The organism is Solihabitans fulvus, assembly GCF_008386585.1.
In the GTDB taxonomy this organism is placed as follows: domain Bacteria; phylum Actinomycetota; class Actinomycetes; order Mycobacteriales; family Pseudonocardiaceae; genus Solihabitans; species Solihabitans fulvus.
This window is the reverse complement of sequence record NZ_VUOB01000002.1, coordinates 179,041-195,572: the sequence shown is the minus strand read 5'-3', so window position 1 is coordinate 195,572 and position 16,532 is coordinate 179,041. Positions and strand designations below refer to the sequence as shown.

The 16,532-nt window shown below is 71.3% G+C and carries 14 protein-coding genes; 6 read left to right on the top strand and 8 right to left on the bottom strand.

Annotation, left to right across the window (positions count from 1 at the left end):
* Window positions 1-180 precede the first annotated feature (180 nt).
* Window positions 181-1,044 (top strand): polysaccharide lyase, encoded by an 864-nt coding sequence (locus tag F0L68_RS02210; protein WP_223198420.1) that lies wholly within the window; start codon window positions 181-183, stop codon window positions 1,042-1,044.
* Between the two features lie 51 nt (window positions 1,045-1,095).
* On the opposite strand, the gene F0L68_RS02205 is transcribed toward F0L68_RS02210, so the two are convergent.
* From F0L68_RS02205 to F0L68_RS02185, 5 genes are all read right to left on the bottom strand, one after another.
* Window positions 1,096-1,545, bottom strand: a complete 450-nt coding sequence (locus F0L68_RS02205; protein WP_149847677.1) for a DUF5666 domain-containing protein — start codon at window positions 1,543-1,545, stop codon at window positions 1,096-1,098.
* A 108-nt stretch (window positions 1,546-1,653) separates the two neighbouring features.
* Entirely contained in the window at window positions 1,654-2,484 is an 831-nt protein-coding gene (locus F0L68_RS02200) for a metal ABC transporter permease (RefSeq protein ID WP_149847676.1), read from the bottom strand.
* On the bottom strand, window positions 2,481-3,347 hold the full coding sequence (locus F0L68_RS02195) for a metal ABC transporter permease (protein WP_149847675.1): 867 nt from the start codon (window positions 3,345-3,347) through the stop codon (window positions 2,481-2,483). Before F0L68_RS02195 ends, F0L68_RS02200 begins: the two co-directional genes overlap by 4 nt.
* Window positions 3,344-4,270, bottom strand: a complete 927-nt coding sequence (locus F0L68_RS02190; protein WP_223198419.1) for a metal ABC transporter ATP-binding protein — start codon at window positions 4,268-4,270, stop codon at window positions 3,344-3,346. Before F0L68_RS02190 ends, F0L68_RS02195 begins: the two co-directional genes overlap by 4 nt.
* Window positions 4,267-5,229 (bottom strand): metal ABC transporter solute-binding protein, Zn/Mn family, encoded by a 963-nt coding sequence (locus F0L68_RS02185; RefSeq protein WP_149847674.1) that lies wholly within the window; start codon window positions 5,227-5,229, stop codon window positions 4,267-4,269. The genes F0L68_RS02190 and F0L68_RS02185 overlap by 4 nt, the downstream gene beginning before the upstream one ends.
* A gap of 189 nt (window positions 5,230-5,418) precedes the next feature.
* Here F0L68_RS02185 and F0L68_RS02180 point away from each other — a divergent pair, with 189 nt between their 5' ends.
* Together F0L68_RS02180 and F0L68_RS02175 are read left to right on the top strand one after the other, a co-directional pair.
* Window positions 5,419-6,402 (top strand): ATP-binding protein, encoded by a 984-nt coding sequence (locus F0L68_RS02180; RefSeq protein WP_149847673.1) that lies wholly within the window; start codon window positions 5,419-5,421, stop codon window positions 6,400-6,402.
* Window positions 6,403-6,435: 33 nt separating this feature from the next.
* Window positions 6,436-6,828 carry an SCO5389 family protein gene (locus F0L68_RS02175; RefSeq protein ID WP_149847672.1) on the top strand — a complete coding sequence of 131 codons (393 nt, stop codon included), beginning with the start codon at window positions 6,436-6,438 and terminating at the stop codon, window positions 6,826-6,828.
* Window positions 6,829-6,877: 49 nt separating this feature from the next.
* Here the strand turns inward: F0L68_RS02175 and F0L68_RS02170 are convergent, their stop codons facing one another.
* On the bottom strand, window positions 6,878-9,238 hold the full coding sequence (locus F0L68_RS02170) for a family 20 glycosylhydrolase (RefSeq protein ID WP_188316343.1): 2,361 nt from the start codon (window positions 9,236-9,238) through the stop codon (window positions 6,878-6,880).
* 177 nt (window positions 9,239-9,415) lie between these two features.
* The gene (locus tag F0L68_RS02165) at window positions 9,416-10,660 is read right to left on the bottom strand and encodes an MFS transporter (RefSeq protein WP_149847670.1); all 1,245 of its coding nucleotides are present in this window, start codon (window positions 10,658-10,660) and stop codon (window positions 9,416-9,418) included.
* A 381-nt stretch (window positions 10,661-11,041) separates the two neighbouring features.
* Between F0L68_RS02165 and F0L68_RS02160 the strand changes: the two genes are divergently transcribed.
* Window positions 11,042-11,638: a hypothetical protein gene (locus tag F0L68_RS02160; RefSeq protein WP_149847669.1), complete on the top strand. Its 597-nt coding sequence runs from the start codon at window positions 11,042-11,044 to the stop codon at window positions 11,636-11,638.
* 197 nt (window positions 11,639-11,835) lie between these two features.
* Here F0L68_RS02160 and F0L68_RS02155 read toward each other — a convergent pair whose 3' ends face one another.
* On the bottom strand, window positions 11,836-12,891 hold the full coding sequence (locus F0L68_RS02155; RefSeq protein WP_149847668.1) for a questin oxidase family protein: 1,056 nt from the start codon (window positions 12,889-12,891) through the stop codon (window positions 11,836-11,838).
* A gap of 118 nt (window positions 12,892-13,009) precedes the next feature.
* Between F0L68_RS02155 and F0L68_RS02150 the strand changes: the two genes are divergently transcribed.
* Both F0L68_RS02150 and F0L68_RS02145 read left to right on the top strand, forming a co-directional pair.
* A complete protein-coding gene (locus tag F0L68_RS02150; protein ID WP_223198418.1) occupies window positions 13,010-14,131 on the top strand; it encodes a winged helix DNA-binding domain-containing protein in 1,122 nt (373 codons plus the stop codon).
* Between the two features lie 260 nt (window positions 14,132-14,391).
* On the top strand, window positions 14,392-16,515 hold the full coding sequence (locus tag F0L68_RS02145) for a ricin-type beta-trefoil lectin domain protein (protein ID WP_149847666.1): 2,124 nt from the start codon (window positions 14,392-14,394) through the stop codon (window positions 16,513-16,515).
* Window positions 16,516-16,532 lie beyond the last annotated feature (17 nt).

Here is a 16,532-nt window from a genome sequence, read left to right as displayed (position 1 = left end):
GACGCGTCCGCCCGGCTCCGCCAAGGTGGACACGCCCCGCCAGGCGGCCACCCTCCACGTTGGGGGCGGCCGTTGCCGACAGCAACGCGCGGTCTCAGCCAGTCGATTGCCGTGGGGCAGCCCATTTTCTCCTGCCAACGCGGCACTGCGGCCGCGCGCACCTGGCAAGGAGAGCCAGCAATGACAGCTACCTTCGTTCGGAGCGTCGCGCTCGCGGCCACGGCGGCCCTGTGCCTGCTCGGTGCCGCCGCGACCTCGGCGGTGGCCGCCCCCACCGCATCCGACACGTCCACGCACGCCGCGGCGCCGGCCTGGTCCGGCACGTTCGCCGGCTTCCCGTCCTCGACCTGGTCGAAGGCCTGGGGCGAGGCCAGCAAGGGCACCTGGGGCTTCAAGGACCTCAAGGCCGCCGCGGACCCGGCGTCGCCGGCCGGGCCGGTCCTGGACGTCACCTACGGCAAGGGATCCTCGGCGAACTCCTGCTCCAACTGCCCCAACCCTGGCGGCGGCCAGTTCTACACCGACTTCGGGCAGGTCAACCATCCCGAGCTGAAGTCGGCGCAGACGTTGGACCTCAAGTACTACGTCAAGTTCCCGACCAACTACGACTGGGGCAAGGCCGGCAAGCTGCCCGGCCTCTACGGCGGCGCGATCGGCTGCGAGAGCGGCGGAAACCACTGCGGCGGCTTCTCGACCCGCTACATGTGGCGCGGCGGAAACCCCGGCGAGGTCTACTTCTACTCGCCGACCACGTCCGGCCCGACCGGCTACGGCGTCGACCTCGGCCTCGGCTCGTGGCACTTCGCCGCGGACGGCGGCTGGCACGCCATCGAACAGCAGGTCGACCGGAAGGCCCAGCAGGTCACCGTCTGGTACGACGGGAAGCAGGTGCTCAACGCCAAGACCGCCGGCATCTCGACCATCCCGTTCTCCGGCGTCTTCTTCTCCACGTTCTTCGGCGGCCACGACACCTCGTGGGGCCCGAAGTCCACGGTGCACGCCTATTTCGCGGACTTCTCGGTCAGCACGTCCGTCCAGCACTGACATCCGCCGAGGCCGCGCCGGGCTCCGTGCCCGGCGCGGCCCCACCCCTCGTCAGGACGTCGTGGTGGTCGGCGACGCGCTCGTGGAGGTCTTGGGCGGGGCAGGCGGGGCGACCCGCGACGCGGTCACCGTCGTGCCGCTCACCTGTCCGGCGACCCGCACTGCGGTCCCGACCGGGAACTGGTCCTTGGTGCCTGGCTGCTGCTTGGTGCCGAACTGGGTCTGCGGCGTGATGGCGACCGTGAACTGCTTGCCCGCCTTGGTGGTGACGGTCCAGCTGTCGCCGTTCTCGGCGGTGACCTGGCCGGTCACCCCGGTGGCGCCGTGCTTGCCGGACTTGCCCTTGCTCGACGACGGTGACGGCGGCGTCGAGCTCGCCCCGGACGCGCCGGACGAGCTCCCGCACGCGGTGAGAGCCAACACGAGACCACCGACGGTCAGCGCGGCACCGGCCACTCGCGCGATCCTGCCGCGGCTCGGTCGGCGTGTTGTCGCATCCACAGGTTGCTCCTCGGTCCCACGATCGAAGCCGGCGCACCGCCGGTCGTCACCAACGGTGTCGCCGCCGCCTGAGCGCGGCCTGAAACCACGGGACGGAGCCGAATTCGTTCAGGTTGACTTCAGCGACCGGCCCCTCCGCGCGGTCGCAGCGCACACGACCGCGTAGACCCCGGTCGCCACGGCGAGGATCGCGAAGCTCGGCGGCAGCGAGCCGACGGCGTAGGACAGGCCGAGGCCGGCCCACAGCTCCCCCACCGCCAGCGCACCGGACAGGGCGAGCGCGACGAACGGCCGGGCGGTCAGCCGCTGCGCGGCGCCGGCCGGCGCGGCGAGCAGACCCAGCAGCAGCAACGCGCCGACCGCCTGGGTCGCCTCGGCGGTCGCCGCGCCGACCAGCGCGAGGAAGCCGAAGCCGAGCAGCCGCACCGGCACGCCGCGCGCCCTGGCCACCGCCTCGTCGATGCTGGCGAACAGCAGCGGCCTGGCCAACGCGAGCACGGCGACGCAGATCGCCACCGCGATCACCGCCGACACCGTGGCCTGGTCGGCGGACAGACCGAAGATCGAGCCGAACAGCACGGTGACACCCGCAGTGCCGTTGGCGGTGCTGCGGGAGGTCGTGTAGATCGTCAGGAAGAGCACGCCGAGGCCGAGGATCCAGGCGAAGACGCTGCCGATCACCACGTCGTCGGCGCGCCCCCTGCGCCCGAGCGCGCCCATCAGCAGCGCCAGCGCGATCGTCGCGGCGAACAGGCCGATCCGAGGGTCGACGCCGAACGCCAACGCGGCCAGCGCCCCGGTGAACGCGACGTGGCTCAGCGCGTCCCCGGTGAACACCTGCGCCCGCAGCACCAGGAAGTAGCCGACCAGCCCGGCCGCCGCGGCGATCGCGGTGCCGGCCAGCAGCGCGTGGCGCAGGAACTCCGGCAGCGCCGTCATGCCGCACCCCGCGCGGTCAGTCCGGCAAACCTGGCAAGCCCGGCAAGCCGGGTAATCGCGTACCCGCCGAAGGCGAAGGTGGTCACGTAGAACCCGAGCGGACCGGAGGTGTAGTAGGACACGCCGAGCCCGAGCCAGGTCGCCGCGAGGCCGATGACGATCGTCAGCGGCAGGCTCCAGCGCGGGTTCGCCGTGAGCGCCTGCGCGGTGGCCGCCGGCATCACCAACAGCGCGAACACCAGCAGCGTGCCGGTGATCTGGCTGGCCTCCGCCGCGGCGCAACCGAGCAGCACCAGGAACACCACCGACAGCGCCCGCACCGGCACGCCCCGGGCGGCGGCCACGTCGGGGTCGATCGAGGCGAACAGCAACGGGCGGCCGATCAGCGTCAGCACCGCCAGCGCCGCGGCCGCGATCACCAGCAGCACCACCACCTGCGTGGTCGTGACGCCGAGGAAGCTGCCGAACAGCATGGTGTTCATGCCGGACAGGAAACCCTTGTACAGCGCCACGAACAGGAATCCGCAGGCGAGCGCGAACGCCTGCACGGTGCCGGTCACCGCGGACTCCTGGCCGTGGCCGCCGGCCCCGAACGGCAGCGCGGCGATCACCAGCGCGGCGGCGACGCAGAACGCGAAGTAGCCGAACGTCGCGGCGACGCCGAGCAGCGTCGCGCCCGCCGCGCCGGGAAATCCGACGACCGCCAGCGTGTGGCCTGCGAAGGACTGGCGGCGCAGCACCATGAACCAGCCCATCGCGCCGGCCAGCACGGCGACGATCGTGCCGGCGCGGAAGGCGTTGACCATGAACGGGTAGGACCACAGGTCCCGCAGGTCGGCGACCAGGTTCCAGCTCGGCGTCATCGGGTGTCGCCCCTCGGGTCGCCGCCGTGCCGGTCGGTGTGCCTCGCGGGGGCCTCCGGCTGGCCGACCACGACCAGCCGGCCGTCGGAGGTCCGCAGCACCTCGATCGGCGTGTCGTAGAGGCGACTGAGGGTGGCTCCGGTGATGACCTCCTCCGGGGTGCCGGTGGCCGCGCCGCCGTGGGCCAGGTAGGCCACGCGGTCGAGGTAGCCCAGGATCGGGTTGACGTCGTGCGCGACCATCACCACGGAAACCCTTTCGCTGCGGCAGATTCTCGCGACCAGCGCGGCGACGGCGCTCTGGTTGGGCAGGTCGAGGCTGTCCAGCGGCTCGTCGAGCAGCAGCAGGTCGGGCCTGCGCACCAGGGCCTGCGCGATGAGCAGCCGCTGCTGTTCGCCGCCGGAGAGCGCGCCGATGGGCCGTGCAGCGTAGGCCGTCGCGCCGACCAGGTCGATCACCTCGGCGATCCGGTCCTCGGCCGCGCGCCGCCGCGCCCTCGGCGCGAGGAAGGCTGGCAGCGGGACGCCCCAGCGGTCGCCGTCCAGGCCGAGCCGCACGACGTCGACACCCCGGATCCGCAGTGCCGCGTCGAAACTGCGCCGCTGCGGCAGGTAGCCGACGCGGTGGTTCCCTCGGCCGGGTCGGGCCCCGAGCACGCTGATCTCCCCTGCTGTCAGGGGAAGCAGCCCGAGGAGGACCTTGACCAGGGTGGACTTGCCCGCGCCGTTGGGGCCGAGCAGGGCGACGAACTCGCCGGCGCCGACGGTGAGGTCGACGCCGGACCACACGGTCCGGCCGCCGAGCCGGACCGCCGCGCCCCGCAGCCGGACCGCCGCGCCCCGCAGCCGGATCGCCGCGTCGGGCGGCCGGGCGGGCGGCGGGCTGTCGCCGCCCACCGCCCGCTCGCCTTGGCGCAGACTCACTTGCCAGTCGCCTTGGCCAGGGCCTGCTCGATGCCCTGCAACTGGGTGGCCTGCCAGTCCTGGAAGGTCGCGGTGGCCGGGGCCAGCGTCTCGGTCACCGTGGCCACCTGGATGCCGGCTGCGGTGGCGGCGTCGACCTGGGCCTTGACGTCCGGGGTGGAGTTCTGGCTGTTGTACACGTAGATCTTGATCTGCTTGCCGGAGATCTGCTGGTCCACGGTGGCCTTGTCCGCCGCCGTCGGATCGGTGCCCTCGCTGATGGCGTCCAGGAACTTCTCCGGCGTCAGCAGCTTGAGGCCGAGGCCCTCGGCCAGCGGCGTGACGATGGACTCGGACGCGCCGATCGGGGTGTCGGCGTACTTCGCCTTGATCTCCGCGATGAGCTTGGTGTAGCGGTCGAGGGCCTTGTTCTCGAAGTCCTGCTTCTGCTTGTCGAAGTAGGCCGCGTCGGCCGGGTCGATCTTCTGGTAGTCGGCCGTGATCGCGTCGACGACCTTGCGCACGCTCTCCGGCGAGTACCACTGGTGCGGGTTGCCGCCCTCCTGCACGCCGACCAGGTCGCCGACGGTGCGGACGGTGCGCTTGTCGTTGGGGTTGGCGGCGATCAGCTTCGGCGCCCAGGCGTCGTAGCCGATGCCGTTGACGATCGCGTACTGCGCGGAGGCGACCGTGCGCCCGTCGGCGGGGGTGGCCTCGTAGGAGTGCGGGTCGGTGTCGGGGTTGCTGATGATGCTGGTGACCGTGGCGTGGTCGCCGCCGAGCTGGGTGGCGATGCTGCCCCAGAAGTTCTCCGCGGCCACGACGGCGATCTTCGTGGTCGACCCGGCGGCGCTGCTCGCGCCCGTCGACGCCGGGGCTGAGGTCGCGCACCCGCTCACCGCGGTGATCACGGCGGCCGCGCCGGCGGCGGCGATCAGGCCGCGTCCTCGGAACCGAGCGGCAGACAGGGCTTTCCTCACGACAGTGTCCTTCCACGAGGGCGACACGCCCTCAGTTCGACGACGCCACGGTGCGGGCGTGTCGGGGACGCTAAGTGAAAACGGTTACCGATACAAGGTAGGGTCCTACTGCTAACGAAAACCGTTTCCTCGTTGTGACCTGATCTCGCCCGGACCCCGCCGGGCCACGAACCGTTGGAGCCCCCGACCGTGAAGATCGCCTTCGTCGGCAAGGGAGGCAGCGGCAAGACCACACTCGCCTCCCTCCTGATCAGCCACCTCGCCGACCAGCGGCGTCCCGTGCTGGCCCTGGACGCCGACATCAACCAGCACCTCGCCGTCGCGCTCGGCGCGACCGAGGACGAGGCCGCCGCGCTGCCGGCACTCGGCGCGCACCTGCCGCTCATCAAGGACCACCTGCGCGGCGCCAATCCCCGGATCGCCTCCGCCGACGCGATGATCAAGACCACCCCGCCTGGCGCGGGCTCCCGCCTGCTGCGGGTGGCCGAGGACAACCCGGTCTACCGGGCCTGCGTGCGCGAGGTCGGCGGCGCGCGGCTCGCCGTCACCGGCCCGTTCGCCGAACGGGACCTCGGCGTGGCCTGCTACCACTCGAAGGTCGGCGCGGTCGAACTGTTGCTCAACCACCTGGTCGACGGCGACGGCGAGTACGTCGTCGTCGACATGACCGCGGGCGCGGACTCCTTCGCCTCCGGGCTGTTCACCCGGTTCGACGTCACGTTCCTGGTCTGCGAGCCCACCGTCCGCAGCGTCGCGGTGTACCGTCAGTACCTCGACCACGCCAGGGACTTCGGCGTGCGGATCGCCGTGGTGGGCAACAAGGTCAGCGACGAACGGGATCTCGAGTTCCTGCGCGACCGCGTCGGCGACGACCTGCTCACCTGGCTCGGCCGGTCGGACCACGTGCGCGCCGCCGAACGCGGCGAGGTCCGGCCGATCGGCCGGCTGGAGCAGGCGAACCGGGCGGCCCTGGCCGCGATGTGCGCGCTGGCCGAGGCGACGGACAAGGACTGGCCGACCTATCAGCGCCAGGCGGTCGAGTTCCACCTGCGCAACGCGCGCGCCTGGGGCAACGACCGCGCGGGCGCCGACCTCGCAGACCAGGTCGACCCCGACTTCGTCATCAGTCCCGACGCGCTGTCGCGCTCGGGCCACGCGCCCGTCCCCAACTGACCGGAAACCCCAACACACCAGGAGGTACCGACCATGTCCCTTACCGTGCCGACCGCCCTGCTCGACAAGGCCGAGCGGGGCGAGGTCGACGACGCGGAGTTCGTCGACTGCGTGCGCGAGTCCCTGCCCTACGCGTGGGAGGTGATCAGCCGGGTGGTGGCCGACCTCGACGCGGGCGCCGAGGAGTTCGCCGCCGACGCGACGCCGCCGCCGAGCGAGCCGGATCGCGGACAGTTGTTGCGCGCCTTGGCCTCCGACGCCATCCGGGGCGGCCTCGAGCGGCACTTCGGCGTGCGGCTCGCGTTCCAGAACTGCCACAAGGTCGGCGCGTTCCGCCCGTCGGCCGTCGACGGCGCCGCCTACCGCGCGTTCGTGTCGCCAAGGGGCCAGTTGCTCAACCAGAGCCCGGAACTCGTCGACTGCTGACGGGTGTCGGCGCGCGACGCCGGACTGTCCGGCGTCGCGCGCCCGGTCCTCACACCTGGGTGAAGGTCCAGCGCTGCGCGCCGCTTCCAGTGTCGGTGGCCTGGGTCAGCGGGTCCCCGTCCGCGACACCGCCCACCGTGAGCGTCAGCCCGCTTGCCTTGCCCGTGACCGTGACGCCGGCCGAGCCCGAGGTGACCAGCCACCGCTGGTTGTCTCCCCCGTGGCAGGTCCACTGGATGATCGCCGCGCCGGACGCGGTCGAGCCGCCGTTGACGTCCATGCACAGTCCGCTGGCGACGTTGGTGAACGAGAAGCTGCCGTCGGGATTCCCGGTGGCCTTCCACTGTTGGTTGGGTCCGCCGTGCCTGGCCCACTGGATCAACTGCGTGCCGGTGGCGGTGGAACTGGCCGGGTCGTCCACAACCTTGCCCGAGCCGAGGTTGCCGATGGTGTAGGTCTGGCCCGAGGCCACCGGCCCCGGCGTCGAGCCGGGCGCGTAGACCTCGAACTCGTAGAGCGAGTAGCCGTAGGTGGTGCCGCGCGCGGTGCCGAGCATCCGCACGTAGCGGCCGGAACCGGTCAGCCCGGTCAGGTCCTCGACGCCGCCGACGCCGGTGGACGTCTGGTAGATCGTCGTCCAGTTCGTCGCGTCGGCCGAGGTCTGGAGTTGGTACGCCTTGCCGTAGGCGGTCTCCCAGGTCAACTTCACCCGCCCGATCGACCTGGTCGTGCCGAGGTCGACCTGGAGCCACTGGGGATCGGCGTAGGCGCTGGACCACCTGGTGCCGTAGTCGCCGTCGACGGCGTTGGCGCCAGGGAAGTTCGGCGTCTCGGTGCTCGACACGGTGACCGGTCGGTTCGCGGCCAGGTTGCCCGGCTGCGCGGCGGTCGGCCACGCGGGGTTGCGACCGACGCTCGCGATCACGCCCTGGAAGGCGCTGTAGGTGGCGGCGAGCTTGGGCGAGCCCCAGGTCTGCTGAGCGAGCATCCGCAGCGGATCCTTGATGCCGGCGGCGACGGTGTCCTCGGTCTCGGCGTTCGGATTGTCGCACCACACGTGCAGCTTCGCGCCGAGATCCTTGGCGCGGCCCGCCGCCGTCAGCGTCTGGTTGCCCTGGAAGACGGTGGGGTTCCAGGTCTCGTAGCCCCACGTGACGTTGGGCTTCGCGCCGCCGAGCACGTAGTAGGTCGGATCCCAGCTGGCGTTCATGATCTCGTGGCCGTTGTCGACGTGCTGCTGCGGCGAGAGCCCTGAGTTCGTCCAGAACTCGACGACCACCTCGGGGTGCACGGTGACCGCGCTGCCGCCATACAGGCCGTCGTTCCAGGCGCGGGTGGTCTTGCCGCCTGCGCGGACCACGCCGTCCGCCCAGTTCACGAAGCCAAGGTAGGTGTCCTTGGCGTTCGCCGACGCGCCGTAGTGGGCGCGCGCGTAGGTCAGCATCTGCGGGTAGTTGCCGTAGTTGGTGACGTACTCGTCCGCGCCGATGTGCCAGTAGGGGCCGGGAAACAGCGGCAGGTACTCGGTGATGAGGTCCTTCATCAGGGTGTACGAGGCGTCCTTCGCCAGGTCGATGTAGCCGTTGTTCACCGTGCCGTCGCTGCCGACGAGCCGGAGGTCCTGGTGTGCGGCCAGGATCGTGTCCATGTGTCCCGGCATGTCGATCTCGGGCACGATCGTCACGTGGTACCTGGCGGCCAACGCGACCAGGTCGGCGACGTCCTTTTTGGACAGATGGTCGGCCGACACGATCTCGGGATGGGTGTCGCTCTGGATCCGGAAGCCCAGGTTGTCGGACAGGTGCAGGTGCAGGTAGTTGAGCTTGAGGTAGGCCAGCTCGCGGATGTGGTTGCGCAGCCAGGCTGGCGTGAAGAACTTCCGCCCGTCGTCCACCATCAGGCCACGCTGGGCATAGGCGGGCCAGTCCCGCGCGCTGCCCTGCGGCACGGCGTAACCCTGGTGCAGCAGCTGCAACAGGGTGCGGGTGCCGGCGAACGCGCCAGCGTCGGCGCGCGCGGTGACGGCCACCCGGTCGGTGATCGCGAGCTGGTAGCCCTCGGCGCCGAGGCCGGTGTCGGTCGAACCGAGGCCGAGATAGATGTCGCCCGGCGTCAGGTCGGCGGTGCTGCCGGTGACCTGGGCGATGGTGAACCCCGACAGCGCGGTCAGGTCCTCGGCCAGCGTCTGACTGGTCGCCTGGAGTGCCGCCGCGTCGCCGGTGGCGCGCACGATTCTCGTTGCGGCGCCGAAGGTGTAGGCGCCGGTGCCGCCGGTCCACTGTTGGAGGGCGGGGATGGTGGTTGGCGTCGCGTTGACGGCGGCGGCCGGCGAGGCGGCGGCGACCGCCGTGCCCGCGAGAGCCACCGCCAACGCGGCGAGCAGGCGGATCGGGGTGCGTAGCAGAGTCATCGGCGGTGTCCTTGCGCTCACAGGGCGGGACGGCGACCTCAACTGACTAACCGGTAATGAGGACACCGCAGACCGGCCCGCACTGTCAATACCTGCACGGAATTGACCTGAACAGAGCATTAACACGCACTACTGGTCATTACCGGTGCCGACGTCGCCCGGACGAGACCCGCGCGGTCACCGGCTCTGCGCGGACGCCGCAGTGGAGAACCGGCGCAGCCCAGGGATGCTCGCGCCGACCAGCGCGACCGCCGCCACGCACAGCAGGCCACCGCTCACCAGCGCGACCAGTCCCGACGTCGCGCCGGCGACCAGGCCGCCGCGCAGGTTGCCGAGGTCCGGGCCGGCCTGCCCGACGATCTGTTCGGCGGCGGCCACCCTGCCCCGCAGCGCGTCCGGGGTGTGCAGCTGCACGATCGTGCCCCGGGACACCACCGAGACGGTGTCGGCCGCGCCCGCCAACACCAGGAAGGCCAACCCGAGCCACGGGTTCGGCGCGATGCCGAACAGGGCGAGCGCCACACCCCAGGTGGCCGATCCGCAGAGCATCACCAGGCCTGGGCGGGCCATTCTGGTGAACACCCCCGACCAGACCGACGCGAGCACCCCGCCGACCGCCATGGCCGACAGGAACAGCCCGAGAGTGCGCGGGTTGTTCCCGAAGCGCTCGGCGTTGACCAACGGAAACAGGCTGATCGGCATCGACAGCACCGTGGTGGCCAGGTCGGTGAGCAGCGCGCCGCGCACCACGGGGCTGCGCACCAGGAACGTCAGACCGTCCAGCACCCCGTGCAGGCCGGGACGGGACACTTCGCCGTCGGGGCGCATCGGCGGCAGCCCGAACGCGCCGTAGAACGCCAGGACGAACGTGATCGCGTCGAGTAGGTAGCAGCCGCCGACGCCCAACCAGCCAAGGAGCAGCCCACCCAGCGCCGGCCCCAGCAACATGGCGCCCTGGAACGCGATCCGGTTCAACGCCAACCCGGCCGCCAGTTGGTCGCCGGGCAGCAGCCGAGGAAGGAAGGTGCGCGCCGCCGGGCCGCCACCGGCGACGAAGCAGGACTGCACGGCGACGAGCAGCAGCACCGCGATCACCGGTAGTTGCCCGAAGAACCCTTGCACCGCAAGGAGAATCGCGCACACCGCCTGGCCGACGGTGGTCACCAGGTAGAACTTCCGCCGGTCGACGCGGTCGATGGCCGCGCCGGCGAACAGCCCGAACACGATCAACGGCACCGCCTGGGCCAGCCCGACGGCACCCGTCCAGACGGTGCTGCCGGTCGCGTGCCAGACCTGGAACATCACCGCGACCAGCGTCAGCTGGCCGCCGAACCCGGAGAACGCCCGGCCGATCCACAGCCGCCGGAACGCCGGCGACGACCGCAGCGGAGTCAGGTCGATGAGCGCGTGCCCTATCGCCATGCGCTGCCCTCGGCCAGTCCGAACCGGTCCGGCGTGCCGCCTTCGACCATCCGGGGATCATAACAGCCCTTATACAATTGCTGTCACATCCCGGCGACCGAGACGTTGGCGGCACTCCCCCGGCGGCACTCCCCTGGTGGCCACCGCACCGCGCGGCGCTCGCGTCGCGGTCGTGCCACAGTCGCGTCGGATAAAGCGGTCAATCGGCGCGAAAAAGGGCTTTCCGATCCGTGGACACCTTTTACCTGAATACTCGAACAGGTACCGGGCGCGGGAAGATACCGTCGCAGTAACACGAAAACCAGGCCATCACCCAAATGAGACGGGGTTTCGGTCGTCGCTATCTTGTTTGCCGTGCCATCGGGACAAGAGTCGCTCTGGATGCCGCTTCTCATCGCAGTCCTCGCCGCCATCAGCATTGTGGGCGCGCAGTTGATCAACGCGTGGCGCGAGAGCCAACGACGTGAGCAGGACATTCGACACGATCACCTGCACTGGGAGTACGAGGACCGCGCCCGTTGGTCGCAGCAGCGGCTCGAGTTGTACGCGCGCTATCTGGCGTTGATCGACAAGTGCACGCGGTCGGTCGGCCTCGCGATGGCGCAGTTCGAGCTGCGCCGGGACCTCGACCTGAAGAAGCCCATCGCGATTCTCGCGGACTGCGTCGACACCCTGGCCGCGATCAAGATCGTCGGCTCCAGCCCGGTCGTGAAGGCGGGCCAGGAGGCGCACGACTGCCTCAACGACATGGTGTACGACCTGATCGCGGCCAAGCCGCTCGACCCGTCCGACCGCGCCGAGCGCGACATGTCCGACCGAATGAGCTTGGTGAAGAACCGGGTCCGCAACGTGCAGGAGGCCATGCGCGGCGACCTCGGCACCACCGGCAGGGGCGCGAAGGCGCGCTCGCGCGCGGCCGATCCCCATCGGACACACGACCAGACCGGCCGCACCGAGTGGGCGAGCCCGACGGTCTGACGACGCGGACGTTCGCCATGGCGAAAGGCCGCACAACGTTTTCGCCGTGCGTCACGGCCGTATTCCCGACTCCGCGCGTCGCATTTCCACCGAACGTCCACTCGGGCATCCGGAATGTGCCGCCGCGCTTGGAATAGCCGTGGAACTGACGGAGTGCCCGATCCGGGCGGCGACTGGTCTCGCCGTGTCGAGCCGCGTCACGCAAGGGGTTCGATCAGCTGCGTGGCGCGCGTCGCCGCCGCGAGGGCGCGCGGATCGCCCGTCCTGGCATAGGTGTCCACCGCGGTGTCGGCGAACTTGATCGCGTGCTCGTCGCCGTGTCGGACGGCCCGCGCCATGGTCTCGGCGGCGGCGTCCGGCCCGTCGGGCCCGGTCGGCAGGGTCGACTCCTCGGCGGCCGTCGCCGGCGCGTAGACCGAGGTCACCGCCGCGCTGGCGGCCCACGCCGCCGCCATGCTCTGCCCCCACAGGTTGCGGGGCAGCGCTGGCAAGGTGCGCAGCACGGCGTTGGGCGCGGTGACCGCGTGCACCAGCATGACCCCGGATCCGTGGCCGTGCGTGCGATAGCGCAGCGTCGCGGTGTCCACCAGTTCGGTCAGCAGGGTCCGCGCGTCGTCGATGCCGGACGGGACGCGCAGAGCGGCGAGCGCGGTGGACCAACCGTCCAGGCCGGCCAGTCGGCCGACCCGCGCCACGATGCCGCCCGTCTGGTCGGCGATGCGCGGAATCTCCTCCAGCGCAACGGACACCGGCAGCCGGCCGGCCGGTTCCAGCACGCACGGCAGGAGCTGCCAGCGCGCCGCCCAGTAGCCGAGCCCGTGCGCGAGCTCGGCGATCCTCGGCTCGGTCGGCTCCTGGTCGAGCAGCACGCGCACCGCGTGGCCGACCCGGATGACGCCGTGGGTCGCCCCCGCCACGATGCCGGGCAGCAGCCTCGGCCACCAGCTCGCCAGCACCTCCCGCCACGGGGCCTCGGCGAGTTCCCTGGTGAACAGCTCGATCCAGTCGCCGATGCGGCGTTCGTCGCCGAGCGCCTCGCGCCATCCGACGATCGGCTCGCGGGCCTTGGGAAGATCGTCCAGCCGCCGGACGTAGTCGTCCAGCCAGTGGTGCACGGACTCGCCCTGGCCGGCCCTGGTCATCGCCTCGACCGCCATCGGGCCGTGGTTGCTCAGCCAGCCGTCGAACTCCGGTCCCGTGCGGTGCAGGCGTTCGTACGCCTCGTCGAGCACTCCGGTCGGGTCGATGGCCATGGTTCCTCCCTGATCACAACGTCTGCGACCAGTGTTCAACTTCGACCTGGCTTGAGGTCAACCGCGCGGCGCGCCGGATGGTCGCGCGGGTCAGGAACCGATGATGCACACTGCCCGCATGGTCTTCGAGGTGACCCGCGCACAGGTTGTGGCGTATCGGATCGCGGCGCACGGCTTCGACCGGCGGACGCCGACCGCGACCGAGCTCGCCGTCCTCGACCTCGGGGTGCAGGACACCAGGGGCTCCGCCTCGGTCGCGCTGGCCGCCCGGCTGCCCGCCACGGCGGCCGGGGATCCCGTCGCCGAGGACGGGCCGCTCGCGTTGCTGTGGTCGTTTCGCGGGGCACCACACCTGCACCGGCGGGACGATCTGGCTGCGCTGAGCGCGGCCCTGTGGCCGCGCGGCGACGCGGACGCGATGGCACGTCTCAGCACGGAGCGCTCGGCGCTGAAGGCGGCCGGTGTCGGCGGCGTCGAGGCGTTCACGGCCGTGGCGACGGCGCTGCGCGCTGCGGTCTCGGGGCCGACACCGAAGGGCGAGGTCAGCGCGGCGGTGACGGCGGCGCTGCCCGACGCGTACTCCTACCAGTGCCGGGGCTGCGGCGCGACCCATGTGTACGGCGGGATTCTCCAGCAGGTCGGCCTGCCGGCCGGGGTGCGGCACCGGCCGGGCAGCTCGCCGCTGCTGCTGACCCCGCTGGAGAACCGGCCACCGGTGCCCGAGCAGGCGGCGGGCGCGTCGGCCGTCGCGGACGCCTATCTGCGGCTGCACGGTCCGGCCACCCCGGCCGAGTTCGCCGGCTACCTCGGCACGTCGCAGGCCGAGGTCCGGCCGGCGTGGCCGGCCGATCTGGTCGAGGTCCGGGTGGACGGCCGGCGCGCGTGGCTGCCCGACGCCGAGGTGGCCGCGCTGCGGCGGGCCGAGGCGCCGGAGCTCACCAGGCTGCTGCCGCCGCTCGACCCGTTCCTCCAGGCGCGCGACCGCGGCACGCTCGTGCCGGATCCGTTGCTACAGAAGGAAGTCTGGCGAGTGCTCGGCAATCCTGGCGCGCTGCTGCACAACGGGGAGATCGCCGGCACCTGGCGCAGCAAGGGCAGCGGGCGCAGGCGCCTCGACGTCAGCGTGCGGCCGTTCGCGCGGCTGTCCCGCGCCGGCCGCGCCGCGGTCGAGGCCGAGGCCGACCGGCTCGCCGCGGTGCGCGGGTTCACCGAGGTCGGGACGGCCATCGAACAGGACTGAGCATCCGCACCGCTCGAAACCTCGCCCAGCACGCCTCTGGTGAGGATTCTTGTTTAACTCTGATCGCAAGTTGAGTCTTGTGTGCGAATTAATGCGGAGTTAACCTCAGCGCCGACCGCCGGGTAACCCGCCCCGCACGCGACCAGCTACGGCAGCCGACACACCGATCCGTTGGGACTGCACCGGCAGGCTCAACCGGCGCTGGAACCTGCCAACCCGATCAGCACGCCGCATGCTTCCTGCCGACCGGAGGGAACAGTATGAGACGAAGAGGGATCGCCCTGTCGTTGGCCGCGTTGGTCGCCGCGGCCCTGACCCAACTCACGCTGGTCGGGGCGCCCGTGGCCGACGCACTGCCCAACACGCTCGCCAACACGCCGCCGATGGGCTGGAACGACTGGAACGCGTTCGGGTGCGGAGTCGACGAGCAACTGGTCACCCAGACCGCGGACACCTTGGTGTCCAACGGGATGCGCGACGCCGGGTACACCTACGTCAACATCGACGACTGCTGGATGGCCAGGAACCGCGACGGCAACGGCAACCTCGTGCCCGACCCGGTCAAGTTCCCGCACGGCATCACCGCCGTCGCCGACTACGTGCACGCCAGGGGGCTCAAGCTCGGCATCTACGAAAGCGCGGGAACCCTGACCTGCCAGTCCTATCCCGGCAGCCTCGGCCACGAGACCCAGGACGCGGCGCTGTTCGCGTCCTGGCAGGTCGACTACCTCAAGTACGACAACTGCAACAACCAGGGCGTCAGCGCCACCCAGCGGTACACGGCGATGCGGGACGCGCTGCGGGCCACCGGCCGGACCATCGGCTACAGCATCTGCAACTGGGGCGAGGCCGGCCCGTGGAACTGGGGACCAGCCACCGGGAACCTGTGGCGCACCACCGGTGACATCAGCGACAACTGGGGCTCGGTCGCCTCGATCTTCGGGCAGAACGCGCCGCTGTACCAGCACGCCGCGCCGGGCGCGTGGAACGACCCGGACATGCTGGAGGTCGGCAACGGCGGCATGACCGACACCGAGTACCGCACGCACTTCAGCCTCTGGGCGGAGATGGCCGCGCCGCTGATCGCCGGCACCGACCTGCGCAAGGCGAGCGCGGCGACGCTGGCGATCTACCTCAACCAGGACGTCATCGGTGTCGACCAGGACTCCCTCGGCGCGCAGGGCCACGTGATCGCCACGGGCGGGTCGACCTCCGTGCTCACCAAGCCGCTGGCCAACGGCGACGCGGCCGTGCTGCTGGTGAACACGGGCGGCGCGGCGGCGACGATCGCCACCACCGCCGCGGCAGCCGGGGTCGCGCCGGCCGCCAGCTACGGGCTCAGGGACCTGTGGAGCCACCAGAACGGCTCCACCACCGGGTCGATCAGCGCCACCGTGCCGGCGCACGGCGCGGCGATGTACCGGGTGTCCGGCGGCGGGTCGGCGGTGAGCGCCCCCTACCGCACCTACAGTTCCGGCGGCCAGGCCGGCTTCGCTCAGTCCGCCGACCACCTCACGCTGTCGGGCAGCGGCGCCGACGCGTGGACCGGGGTCGACCAGTACCAGGCCACCTACCAGGCCGGCGTCTTCGGTGACGGTTCGAGCACGACCGTGCGGCTCACAGCCCAGCAGCCGACCGATCCGTGGGCCAAGGCCGGCATCATGGTGCGCAACAGCATCTCCTCGGCGGGTTCCTCGCCCGGTTACGTGGTGCTGGCGGCCACCCCGGAGCACGGCTACGTGCTCCAGTGGGACAGCGACGGGAACGGTTACCTGGACAGCACCAGCGCGTCGGTCGGCAGCGCCGCGTATCCGTCCTGGCTTCGGCTCAGCCGCAGCGGAAACACCTACACCGGCGCCTACTCGGCGGACGGCAGCACCTGGGTGACGGTCGGCTCGGCCACGGTGCCGGGCGCGGCGGCCGGCCAGGACGCCGGCTTCTTCGCCACCTCGCACCAGGCAGGCGTCGTCGGCCGGGCCGCGTTCGCCACGGACTACCGGCCGACCGGCGCGATCACCGGCATCGGCGGCAAGTGCGTCGACGTGACCGGCGGCGGCAACACCAGCGGCACCCAGTTGGAGCTGTGGACCTGCAACCAGCAGTCCAACCAGACCTGGACCGCCTCGGCCGACGGGACGATCCAGTCCATGGGCAAGTGCATGGACGTGGCGTGGGCGGGCACGGCGAACGGCGCCGCCGTCCAGTTGTGGGACTGCAACGGCGGCGCGAACCAGCAGTGGCAGCCGCAGTCCAACGGCACGCTGCTCAACCCGGTCTCCGGCCGGTGCCTCGACGCCAGCGGCGGCGGTAGCGCCGACGGCACCAAGCTGATCATCTTCGACTGTTCCGGCAACCCCAACCAGCTCTGGCGGCTGCCCGGCTAAGGCCGAGGGCGGTGTCG

Bases quoted from the DNA above. Each gene is read 5' to 3' on its own strand.
- F0L68_RS02165 (WP_149847670.1), bottom strand. From the start codon at position 10,660: ATGGCGATAGGGCACGCGCTCATCGACCTGACTCCGCTGCGGTCGTCG.
- F0L68_RS02175 (WP_149847672.1), top strand. From the start codon at position 6,436: ATGTCCCTTACCGTGCCGACCGCCCTGCTCGACAAGGCCGAGCGGGGC.
- F0L68_RS02150 (WP_223198418.1), top strand. From the start codon at position 13,010: ATGGTCTTCGAGGTGACCCGCGCACAGGTTGTGGCGTATCGGATCGCG.
- F0L68_RS02160 (WP_149847669.1), top strand. From the start codon at position 11,042: ATGCCGCTTCTCATCGCAGTCCTCGCCGCCATCAGCATTGTGGGCGCG.
- F0L68_RS02195 (WP_149847675.1), bottom strand. From the start codon at position 3,347: ATGACGCCGAGCTGGAACCTGGTCGCCGACCTGCGGGACCTGTGGTCC.
- F0L68_RS02155 (WP_149847668.1), bottom strand. From the start codon at position 12,891: ATGGCCATCGACCCGACCGGAGTGCTCGACGAGGCGTACGAACGCCTG.
- F0L68_RS02145 (WP_149847666.1), top strand. From the start codon at position 14,392: ATGAGACGAAGAGGGATCGCCCTGTCGTTGGCCGCGTTGGTCGCCGCG.
- F0L68_RS02210 (WP_223198420.1), top strand. From the start codon at position 181: ATGACAGCTACCTTCGTTCGGAGCGTCGCGCTCGCGGCCACGGCGGCC.
- F0L68_RS02170 (WP_188316343.1), bottom strand. From the start codon at position 9,238: ATGACTCTGCTACGCACCCCGATCCGCCTGCTCGCCGCGTTGGCGGTG.
- F0L68_RS02200 (WP_149847676.1), bottom strand. From the start codon at position 2,484: ATGACGGCGCTGCCGGAGTTCCTGCGCCACGCGCTGCTGGCCGGCACC.